General features: G+C 42.9%; 10 protein-coding genes. 7 read left to right on the top strand and 3 right to left on the bottom strand.

The genetic code is table 11. From position 1 onward, the window contains the following. Window positions 1–11 precede the first annotated feature (11 nt). Window positions 12–215, bottom strand: a complete 204-nt coding sequence (locus R8P61_32980) for a helix-turn-helix domain-containing protein (protein MDW3651935.1) — start codon at window positions 213–215, stop codon at window positions 12–14. A gap of 362 nt (window positions 216–577) precedes the next feature. Here R8P61_32980 and R8P61_32975 point away from each other — a divergent pair, with 362 nt between their 5' ends. The 7 genes from R8P61_32975 to R8P61_32945 all read left to right on the top strand — a co-directional run bounded on the left by R8P61_32975 (window position 578) and on the right by R8P61_32945 (window position 8,632). Beyond that, window positions 578–2,155, top strand: coding sequence for a hypothetical protein (locus tag R8P61_32975; GenBank protein ID MDW3651934.1), 1,578 nt, complete (start codon window positions 578–580; stop codon window positions 2,153–2,155). Window positions 2,156–2,220: 65 nt separating this feature from the next. Further along, on the top strand, window positions 2,221–2,778 hold the full coding sequence (locus R8P61_32970) for a hypothetical protein (GenBank protein ID MDW3651933.1): 558 nt from the start codon (window positions 2,221–2,223) through the stop codon (window positions 2,776–2,778). A 7-nt stretch (window positions 2,779–2,785) separates the two neighbouring features. Next, window positions 2,786–3,613: a KilA-N domain-containing protein gene (locus tag R8P61_32965; protein ID MDW3651932.1), complete on the top strand. Its 828-nt coding sequence runs from the start codon at window positions 2,786–2,788 to the stop codon at window positions 3,611–3,613. A gap of 455 nt (window positions 3,614–4,068) precedes the next feature. Then, entirely contained in the window at window positions 4,069–4,728 is a 660-nt protein-coding gene (gene radC, locus R8P61_32960; protein MDW3651931.1) for a DNA repair protein RadC, read from the top strand. A 508-nt stretch (window positions 4,729–5,236) separates the two neighbouring features. After that, on the top strand, window positions 5,237–5,866 hold the full coding sequence (locus R8P61_32955) for a BfmA/BtgA family mobilization protein (protein MDW3651930.1): 630 nt from the start codon (window positions 5,237–5,239) through the stop codon (window positions 5,864–5,866). Next, complete coding sequence (locus R8P61_32950; protein ID MDW3651929.1) at window positions 5,863–6,798, top strand: DUF5712 family protein; 936 nt, start codon at window positions 5,863–5,865, stop codon at window positions 6,796–6,798. Before R8P61_32955 ends, R8P61_32950 begins: the two co-directional genes overlap by 4 nt. After that, the gene (locus tag R8P61_32945) at window positions 6,788–8,632 is read left to right on the top strand and encodes a type IV secretory system conjugative DNA transfer family protein (protein MDW3651928.1); all 1,845 of its coding nucleotides are present in this window, start codon (window positions 6,788–6,790) and stop codon (window positions 8,630–8,632) included. The genes R8P61_32950 and R8P61_32945 overlap by 11 nt, the downstream gene beginning before the upstream one ends. A gap of 110 nt (window positions 8,633–8,742) precedes the next feature. Here R8P61_32945 and R8P61_32940 read toward each other — a convergent pair whose 3' ends face one another. Then, window positions 8,743–9,726, bottom strand: a complete 984-nt coding sequence (locus R8P61_32940; protein MDW3651927.1) for an IS3 family transposase — start codon at window positions 9,724–9,726, stop codon at window positions 8,743–8,745. A 368-nt stretch (window positions 9,727–10,094) separates the two neighbouring features. Further along, the gene (locus tag R8P61_32935) at window positions 10,095–11,006 is read right to left on the bottom strand and encodes a helix-turn-helix domain-containing protein (protein ID MDW3651926.1); all 912 of its coding nucleotides are present in this window, start codon (window positions 11,004–11,006) and stop codon (window positions 10,095–10,097) included. Window positions 11,007–11,158: the final 152 nt, after the last annotated feature.

Raw genomic sequence — 11,158 nt, 5'->3', positions numbered from 1 at the left:
TGAAATAATGTTCACTTTTTTTTTATTGCCTCTATCACTTCAGCCCCATAAAAATAAAGCTTCTTAAACTTTTTATAAGCTTTTAATTCCCCTTCAGAGGCTTTTCTTTTTATTGTGAGTTCCGATAAACCTAAAGCTTCAGCCAATTGCTTGGCTGTATATAATTTCTCTGGTGAAAGTGGAAGCCCAGTATCCGATTTTTCGGTTTTTGCCATACCCAAAGATGATAAAAAGAGAGGATAATTCTTAAATGTAATCTATAAGTAGTTAAAAAGTATTTTATAAGTAATCAAAAAGTTCTAAATTGTGATTGTTTGATCACGCTTGATGTTCTTTTTGTTCATCAAATCGAATGCTGCCCTTTGAAGCAGAGTTCTTCAAAGCCTTATCAAAATTATTTAAACAAAGAACCCCAGGTATATCGTCGCTAAACTTCTACCCAGGGTTTTTAACAAAAAAATTGTTATGCCAAAAATAACAAAAACACCCCTATGGCCTCCCATCCCGAGGCCAAAAAAGAGAGATTTCCTCCTTTTCCTCCGAAAATGTTCGCTCACTATCCAGAAAGGAGGGCACCATGTTTGATAACCTACGCACCATCATTGACGGCTTTACGGGTAAACTCAAGGATGCGCCTACCCTGCGAAAATGGTTTTGGGTCTTTGTGGCCGCCCAGCTCTTTACCCTCATTGTGCTTTGGTACAATGCCTTTATGAGCCTGAATTTCTACCAGAAAATGCTGGAGCGATTCGCTGACCTTCATGGCGACTTTCTGCCCTATCTGGTAACCATCAGCATTGCCCTCATTGCCTATTTCCTGATTTCGTCTATTACTGCGACTAGTCTGGACTATTTTGCCGGGAGGAAATACAAAACCGAGGGACATGAACCTATGTTTATCGCGGCCATCATCGGCCTGATTGCTCTGCTTTTCCTGGACATTTATGCCAATCTGCAGGGCGTGGACTTTGTATCTTATAAAACTACCACGGCTGTCATGGCCAATCCTTTGGACAATCTGGGCGCTGAATTCGAAGCCCGGCGCACCAATGCCAAGGAGACCTATGAACCTCAAATCCAAAAACTGGAAGCTCAAATCGCTGCCATCAAGGATACCCGCAAGGCTGCTCAGGCTGGGCATAATCGTTCCTGTAAATCGACTTGTCCTTACAAGCCAGGTACCGGAGCAGTGCATTGGAATGGAGCCATTACGCCTTTTGGTTCTCGTTTGATTGCAGAGCTGCAAGGAAAGATTGAGGGCATAGAAGCCGAATACAAAGCAGAACTCTCAGCCATCCGTTCGGAGCAGGCCACCAAAACCGAAGCGGCTAAAGACGACTACCATCGGGACAAAAGCCGTTTTGATCTGGCCATCACAGACAAACAAAGCGGGCATCGGAAATTGGTCTATTTTGCATATGCCTTGGCTATTCTGCTGTCCTTTGTTTCCAATCATTATTCGGATCGAGCGGTAGCAGCCATCCATCCCGAGCGAGAAGCTGAACTCATGGCTGCGCACGAAACCCGTCAGGATAGACAAACTGCCTTGACTGCGGCACATCGTGCCCGCTATCAGCAAGGCAATGCAGATACCATGAAAGTCATGCAGCAGATTTTGGCGCAGATGGATCAGTCGGGCCATACTTCAATGCCTCAGCAGAGCGATCCCATAAGCAAGCCATACATAGATCAAATCGGCTTTCGGCAAATGAAACCTGAGACCCTAGATCCGGTACATTTGGAACCCTTGCTCAAAGGAAGTGAGGAACGCATCCTGGATATTTGGAAGAAGATCGAAGAAAAATTGGACGAATGGGAGGCTGGTAAAAATGAGGATAAAACCCCCGGGAACATCCTTCCCAAAAACAAGGAAAAAATTCACTACATAAGTGATCCGGGAGCTATAGTTGAGTACCATACCAAAGAAATAGTGTTGGATAATACTCATCCCCGTTTTTCGAAGAAATTTCAACCTGATAGGTATCGGAGTATAGACTCTAAGAAATACGATAAATTTTTGAAAGTAGCTCGCGAATCACTTAAAAAAGAAGGCAAGTACGTAAGAGCTCGAATAGCCGAAAAGGCGAGTCTTGATCCCAAATCAGTTAGCAAATATTACAAAAAAGCGCTGGAGAAAGGAGATTTAGAAGCATAAATAGGGTAGGGGGACTATTCAATATAGTCTCCCTTTTGTAATTCCTTGGTACAAAACTTAGCCAAATGATGTCTTATTTAGTCTTTTTGCTAATAAAGGCATACATTTGTTTTGGCTGGATGACTCATTTTGACCATATGAAAGAAGAGATTGCAAATATCCAGTTGATCAAAGAGACCTATAGTTTTTACTGGGAATCTGAGGAATGCTGGTATCATCCAGAATACGGCTTAATAGCTGAAGAATATGATCGATTCCATATCGAAGTGAAATATCAACATTTTCAACGCAGAATATCTGATAAGACTTGCTTCATTTGTTTGATAGACAAATGGACGCTTGGAAGAGAAGTAGGGAATATAGCTGCCCATTATGAGCGGGTAGCAAATGCTATTGCCTTTGGCTTGATTAGGAAGAATTTGCATTCGAAGACGTATAGATTTATTCCTTCTGCTAGCAAATCAGCTTCTATTGAAGTAGAAATAGGCATACAGGATTGGGTGGAGCTCAAAAGTGAAGGAGGATTTCATGAAAGCTGCGAAGATTTCTGTAGATTTTTGGAATTTGTAGGACAAAAGGTGAAAGAATTGCAAGTAGAGCTTAGGGGATTAAATAAAAAATGAGTGAATTATGGCAGAGAAAATCAATATAGAAGGACAAGAGATTTCGATTAAAGTAGTTAATGAAAATGACTATATAAGCCTAACTGATATTGCTAGGAGAAGATATGCCCAGGAACCGAAAGATGTTGTTCGATCGTGGTTAAATAACAACAGCACACTATTATATCTAGAAGCATGGGAGAAGATGTATAATCCAGATTTTAAAGGGGGGGAAATGACCCCTTTTAAAATACAGGCTTCTGAAGGAAGGATAAGATTGAGGGTGCAAGATTACATAAAGAGGACTTCGGCAATAGGAATTATATCAAAATCTGGACGATATGGGGGAACTTATGCTCATAAGGACATTGCATTTGAATTTGCTTCCTGGCTAGAACCAGTCTTTAAGCTTTTTCTAATTACAGAATTCCAACGCCTTAAGTCAGAGGAGTATAAACAAAAGGAATTAGAATGGGACACTAGCCGATTTCTTTCCAAGATCAATTACAGTTTACAAACGACTGCAATAGAAGAGAATCTTATCCCCAAGTTAGAAGGTCGCGAAAAAAGTTTGGCCTACGCTACCGAAGCCGACCTCATCAATCTGGCTCTTTTTGGGCAAACTGCTAAACAATGGCGAATAGACAACCCAAACATCAAAGGCAACATTCGCGATCATGCGAGCATTACCCAGCTGATTGTTCTATCAAATTTAGAGACTCATAATTCTTATCTCATTAAAGCCGGTGCCAGCAAGGAAGCCCGTTTTGCAAGGCTGTGTGAAATAGCAGAAAGTCAGCTGGAGATTTTCTCCAGAGATAAGCGGCTCAATGATGATAAGAAATTTCTGGAATAAGTAAGCTTAACAGATCATCTGCAGGCTTAGGAAATATCCCCATTCTTCTAAGCATCCCATTTGTTGCTTATAGGATTTCTGGCCTCCCACCAGCCCTTTTTTTCTTTCAAGCTTCATGAGAGAATATGCCCATCATCGCAGCCGGTCAATACCAAGACGAGCTGCTGACAAAAAAATCTTCCTCGGACCCCTCGGCGCAAGCCAAACCTCCCCTTGCTGATGATTCAGCAAAGGGAGGCCCGCTAGCCCTGTATCCTTTGGCATTGTGCGCACTGCATTGGACAATTTTGGGCCAATGGAGTGTGGGCCTGAAAGCGGTGGGTCCGAGTGTATTTTTTTGCCCGCAGGTATGGACAGGCTAAGTCCCTGCTACGAACGCTCCGCAGGAGGGGAGTACTTTGAAAGCTTGAGAGAAAAATTTTTTCACGGGGGGAATCCCCAAAACTCTCAAGACAATGACAAAGATTATCAGCTTAAGAAATGTGAAGCAGGATCCGCTAGAATTAAGAGGAATCCGTCTGGCAAGTCTATCAGATTTGGAACTTCTCTCTTTAATTATGGGAACAGGCAATACAGCAGTAAGTCAGAAGCTTTTTAAGTCTTTCGGAAGCCTAAGCGCTATTGCCTCAGCCAGCCTATTGGATCTGATGAAAGTTAGGGGCATAGGAAAGAGAAAGGCATGGAGCATTTTAGCAGCCTTTGAAATTTATAGACGCAAATGCAAAGAAGAGCTTAGCCGAACAAAGATCAATTCCGCAGAAACTGTTGCAAAGTTTTTAGGACCTACTTTAGCCGACCTGGATCATGAAGTATTTTATGTGCTGTACCTCAACCGCAATCATGAACTTAAAATGGCCAAGCAGCTTTTCGAAGGAGGAGTAAATGCAACGGTAATTGATACTCGCATCATTTTTAAAGAAGCCGTTCAGCTTCTGGCCAGTTCAATAATTTTAGTCCACAATCACCCCAGTGGCAATTTAAAAGCCTCCCAGGCAGATCGGAATATCACCCAAAAATGTAAGGAAGCTGGGAAGCTGTTTGACATCCCGGTTTTGGATCATGTGATCATTTCTTCAAGAGGTTATTATTCATTTGCCAATTCAGGGGAAATGTAAACGATCCGCTTTGCCCAAATCCATCTCTGGGATTTTGGGCGCTCAAAGGAGTTCGAAATAAGCTGATATTTCGAACGAATCTATCTGCTTTCGAAACATCTTTTCTGTTGCCGAAAGAACAGGAACTGAATCTTTTGGCTAAGGAGCCCGTAATTGTATATGACGATTTTGTCATATATTTTTTCTTTATGTACGGTAAGCAAAAAGTAAGAGCGTATAAGTCTACAGAAAGGGGCTCAAAGAGAGGCAGCCTCCTTTGCTTCGCTTTCCCTTTTCAGAGCAAGGGGCAAGACTCAGTGCATTCGGGTCTTTCGAAGACTCAGGGGCTATCCTTCATTCGTTTCCTCATTCAGTCCAGCGGTCGGCCCCCTCGTGTCGAAAGACAGCAAGATGGAACGGGATGTCCGCTTTGCTATCCCGTTCTACTTGCTCTGCGAGGCGATTTTGCCTGCCCGGAGTATCTTTTTTGTATCTCCAATGGCTTAAGAGCCTGATAATGAAGCTGAGTATGGATACAAAAAAGGATACAAAGCGGGTAAATGTAAAGATTTCCCCTTCGGCCCATCGAAAAGCCAAGTCTTTGGCAGAAGCAGCAGAGCAAAGCCTTTGGAGCTATTTCGATGCTATGGTAGAGTTTTTCCACCGCACAGGATATGATCCCAAGTCCTTTAGCAGCGCTGGGCAAAACAAAGTTTTGGGGGGGATCAAAAGGCAACTGGACTTTCTGGTCAGGATGCAAAAGACGAATGAACATGCATTTATCAAACCCATGGCAGAGGCCATGCTGTCTTTGGAGGCGGGCTTTGCCAAATGGGATAAGTTAGAAGGACTGTCAGTACAGGCCGCTACAACTGGCAGTAAGTTCCCCGGCATTGATGGGCTTTGCTGTCCGATGTGTGAAAAGGTATGGCAAGAGCTAAGGCTGGAAGAGGAAGAGATTCGCTGCAATGCTTGTGAATTCTTTTTGCCCCTTTCGGTGGGGAACCTGGTCTTTTCGAAGCTGGATATCTATGTACTCTTGTATGGGGGAATAACGAAAGTCTATACAGGCTTCGAACATGAAGGCGGTAAGGAAGGATCACTTCGATTTAAGCTGCATGAATCGGGAAGAATTATGATGATAAAGGAAGGGAGATGAACATCAAAATTACGAGGGCAGAGAAAGGGAGTAATACCGGGAGTGCTGCTAAACTAGCCCGCTATTTGGATAAGGAAAACAAGGGCAAAGCTCCCCAGGATAGGAGAAACTTTTTTTCCCATAGCCGCGATCGGCTAGGGCTGCAAGAAGCGGTTCGGAGGTTGGATGCAAATAAGAAGAATCTGGGGAAGAAAGATGCCAAGTTTTTCCTGATCAATATTTCCCCTTCCCAAAAAGAGCTGGAACATATCGGCAATGATGAAAAAAAGCTCATGGCCTATACCCGGACTGTCATGGATGCTTATGCGAAGAATTTTAATAAGGGCCTGGAAGGACGCGATCTGCTGTACTTTGCCAAGATTGAGCAGGGCAGAACTTATCATGGCAAGGATCCGGATGTATTAGCAGGTAGAGCCAAACAGGGAGAAACAAAGCCAGGCCTTCAGACACATATTCATGTCATAGTATCTAGAAAAGATGTAGCGAATAAGATAAAACTTAGCCCGCTCTCCAAACACAGGGCTACAAAAAGCGGAGCGGTTAGGGGCGGCTTTGACAGAGAGGCTTTTGTAGAAAAGGCCGAAAAGATCTGGGATAAAGAGATGAAGTACGAAAGAAGACCCAGCGAAAGCTTTGCAGAGAGACTCTCTCAAAAGAAAGCTGTGGGAAGGCTAAAGGGAGGAATGCAAAGAGAGATTAATGAAAGAGCAAGACCTAGACTAAGCGCAAAAGAAGGCCTGGAACAAAAGTCTGCAAAGAGAAACATTCAGGGCCAGCCGGCAGGAATTGGGAAGCTGGGCTCAGCCCTTAGAAAGGGAGCCAATTATCAGCTTGCTTATGATCCGGACCTGATAGGGCAGGGGAGGGTACTTCCGGTAAGAAAAAGGCAGATGAGCCGAAAGCAATATAGGGATAGAGACTATGAACGCTAAAGAAACGAAGGCAGAAATTTACCTGCTATTTGGGTTAAGTGCTTTTTTTCTTTCTCTGGCCGGCTTGGAATATTATATCCTTTGGAGTGGGGGAGGAGGGGAGGCAATGATCTGGAAGAAGCTAATTCCTTATGTGTATACCTACAGATTACTTCTGCGGTATGGAGGGATACTGCTTTATATGCTTTCTTTTTTTCTGTTCTATCAGGAAAGGGAGGATCAGGATGATAAGGACATCTCCAAACCTGCGGCCTTGATCTCTGGGGGCTTGACAGTATTAGGACTCCTGCTAATGTACCGCCTGGATTATCTGCCCTACTTAGACCTGCTCTATCCAATTTCATTTTTCCTTTGCCTTAGTAGCATTCCCATATGGACAAAGAGCCTCAGTACCCCAAGCTTAAAACGGATACAAAATCCCAGAAAGCGGATAAAGAGCAAATTGGGATTTAGCCTCAGGCTCAAAGACGGCTGGATCAATATCAGCAATCCCTTCAGGGGGATATTAGTGATCGGCTCTGCAGGTTCGGGCAAAAGCTATTCAGTCGCTGAGCCGATTATAGAAGCAGCCATCGAAAAAAACTATGCGGGCATAGTCTATGACTTTAAATTCCCCACTCTTTCCCAAACGGTATATAATAGCTACCTCAAAAGGAAAGCTAAGGCGGGGGAAATACAGCCGAAGCTTAAGCTGGTAAGTTTTACGGACCTCAGCCGATCATCCCGGATCAACCCCCTAAAGCCTGAGAACCTTCCCATCATGGCTTATGCCGAGGAGTTTTCCTTAAGCCTGATCTCCAACCTCATGCCTGAGTCCATCAAGCAAAAGGACTTTTGGGTGCGCTCTGCTCATGCCATCCTGACAGCGGTTATCTGGTACATGAAAAAACATCACCCACGAATGAGCAGTTTGCCGCATGTGGTGGCTATGATTTGCAATAAGAATTACGAAAGCCTGGTGCGGCTACTGGAAGAAGATCCGGAAACGGCCGGACTGATTGCTTCTCTTTCTGTGGCCCTTAAAGCAGAATCAGCCAAACAGATATCGGGCATGATAGGAACCTTGCAAATCGCTTTATCCTCACTCAATAATCCCCAGATTGCCTGGGTCTTATCCGGAGATGATTTTTCCCTGAATCTTAATGATCCCCAAAAACCGGTATTTCTATGCATAGGCACCAGCCCAAGCCTGGCAGATACTTTGGCCCCTGCGGTGAGCCTGATTATAACCGTTGCCCTAAAGCTTATGAATGAGCAGCACAAGCATCATTCATTGGCGCTATTGGATGAAGCGCCAACCTTGTATATTCCCAAGTTCGATCAAATTCCTGCTACAGCCCGATCGAATAAGATAGCCACTATTTATATGGCGCAGGACATCAGCCAGATGATCCAGTCTTACGGACAGGTACATGCGGAGGTGATTATCGGAAATCTCAACAATCAACTTTTTGGCCGGGTAGCCAATCAAAAAACGGCTGACTACATCTCCCGCATTTTTGGCAAAGGAGATAAGGAGGTGATAGAGTTTTCCCGTTCACAGTCGGGGGAGGGGACTTTTTCTGCCCGAAGGAGCAAGAGCTATTCGCACAGAATCCGCGAAGCAGAGCTTATCACCGGACCAGAGCTTATGAGCCTGAGGGTAGGAGAATTTGTAGGGCTCACCGTCGGAAAAAGAAACGAAAGCTTTTGGGGGAAGATCCAAAGACGAGCGAATCAGGGTCAGGAGATCTCTCCGCAAGGAGAAGTCTCAGAGCGGGAGCTGCAGCGAAATTTTGAACGGATTCATCAAGAGGTGAGGGTTTTAATTGAGAAGCCAGATTTTGTGGGTTAGCTATAAATTACCTGTAAAACTTTTGAAGGATGAGTGTATATCGTCAAAAGAAAGTGGAGCAGAGGTCTGATATTTAAGGTGTGAATTTCATATGAGCTAAAGATAAAAAATTAAGTTGAAGCAGCAGTTTTTGTCTGCTTGTAAAAAGAGCGTCTGAGATTTAGGGTTTTGGTTTTGATCTTCTGTCTACGCTCGAGGATTTTCTCTCCTCTCTGAAAGTAGACATCAGCAGGCGTGAGGTTTTCTAGAGATTCATGATGCCTGTGATGATTGTAATGGTTTACAAACTCCCTGATATTTTCTCTAAGCTGATCAGGGAAGAAGTAATTTTCCAGTTTGATGACATTTTTGATTGACCTGTGATAGCGTTCGATCTTGCCTTGGGTTTGAGGATGATTGGGCCTTCCCCGAATATGAGATAGTCCTTTTTCTTCGAGGAATTCTTTAAACTGATCTGAGATATAACTTGAGCCGTTATCGGAAAGTAGTCTAGGTGCCTCTTCTTTACTTAGATTTGTAAAATCAAGGGCCAGCTTTATGGTATGCTCAGCATCTTCAGTTCTCATCGTGGGAGAAAGATTCCAGGAGAGAATAAATCTGGAATAATCGTCTAGCACAGTAGAGAGATAATACCAGCCCCAACCTATAACTTTAAAATAAGAAAAATCGGTTTGCCACATTTGATTAACCTCAGTGGTTTTGTCTTTGAACTCTTTATCAGCTTTTATGAGAATAAAAGCTGGAGAAGTAATCAATCCTCTGGCTTTCAAAATCCTATAAACACTTGATTCTGAGATAAACCAGCCCTTTTTGTCCTGAATATGAAAAGCAAGTTCTCTAGGAGAAAGCTCCGGCTTATCGAGGGCTAGATCAACTACTTCTTCTCTTTGAGCATCTGGAATGCGGTTCCAGAATCCTTTTCGCTTGCTTTTAGATGGAGCCAGGCCCTCGTATCCCTTTTCCAGATACCTGTTGTACCAATTGTAGAAAGTACTGGGATGGATATCCAGCTCTTTGAGCGTCTTTCGAACACTCAATCCAGACTGTTCAACCAGCTGAATAAGTTCGTATTTTTCTGCTTGGGAATAGCGCATATAGGGTATTCATCAATGTAGCGACAAAAAGGACAAATTGAAGTGATACTGTAAAGTCTTAAGGTAGAAAATGGCTAAAGCAACATATTTTGCATAACCATTATAAAGTGTTACGCTTACCATCTTGAACTACTTAAAAGGGAACTATAAAAAACCATGAGGCATTTGAGTGAAAACGTTTTTCAAAAAATAAGCTCGATTTCCTGAACAACAAAGGCAAGTATTCTGGAGCATTGAAATTGAATTTCCCACAGGGGTACTGCACGATTTTTCATGCTCCCCATTTTCATAACTTCAAATCCCCTGATTGCTTTCTGTAAAAAGCGTTTTGCACCTTTGTCGGGTAAGGTATAAATATATTTGTTGTCCTAGTTCAGGTTTCTATATTCATTCGGCGTACATCCCACACGCTGCTTGAAAAGTCTTGTAAAATGTTGGGGATATTTGAATCCTAATTCATAGGCAATTTCACTTACGGTTTTATCTGAATTGAAAGTCTTGTTTTTAGCGACCTCAATTATTTTTCCTTGAATGTAATCCTTTGCCGATTTTCCTGTTTCCTTTTTGATTAAATCCCCAAAATAATTAGCAGACAAATGCAATTCTTCTGCGAAATAAGCAACAGCGGGCAAGCCGATTCTTTGCGGTTTGTCCGAGGAATAATAGCCATTCAGCAGCTCCTCAAACTTTTCTAAAATACCTTTATTAACATTATCACGGGTGATAAACTGGCGGTCGTAAAAACGTTCGCAGTAATTCAGGAATAGCTCAATGTTTGAGCACATAAGTTTCTTACTATGCTTGTCAACTCCTTGCTGCAATTCATAGGCTATCTTCGAAAAACAGTCCAAAATAATCTGTCGCTCACGTTCGGATAAATGCAAGGCCTCATTGGTGTTGTAGCTAAAGAAATTGTAGCTCTGTATGCTTTTTGCAAGGGGTGTCCCTTGTATCAGATCGGGATGAAAAACCAGCGCATATCCCTTGGGTTGATACACCTTCCCATCCGTTTCTATATCCACTACTTGTCCTGGTGAAACAAAGACGAGGGTACCTTCCTCATAATCATAATAATTACACCCATACCTTAAATTCCCACAATTTATTTCTTTCAGGAAAACACAATAGACACCAAAGGAGAGCCGGATCTTCTTCTGCCCATCCCAGTCCCTGGGATCAGCCTGAGAAAAATTTATGACATTGACCAGGGGGTGCAAGGTCTCGTGCTGATTCAGGGCATTGTACTGGCTGACGGTATCAAATCTGTATAGGCTTTTCATATTTTTTCTGCTTTACCAAAACCAAAGTATATAATAATATAACTCATTAACGTACTGATTTTGAATCATATCAGTAAAAATGGTAGGGAAAGCAGTGATTTGTATACTTGCTCATCTGTCATATATAGACACCTTTGTTGATTCGGCAAATA

The organism is Bacteroidia bacterium (assembly GCA_033391075.1).
Lineage (GTDB): Bacteria > Bacteroidota > Bacteroidia > J057 > J057 > JAWPMV01.
The sequence above is the reverse complement of the archived record's forward strand: the minus strand, read 5'-3'. Positions and strand labels throughout refer to the sequence as shown.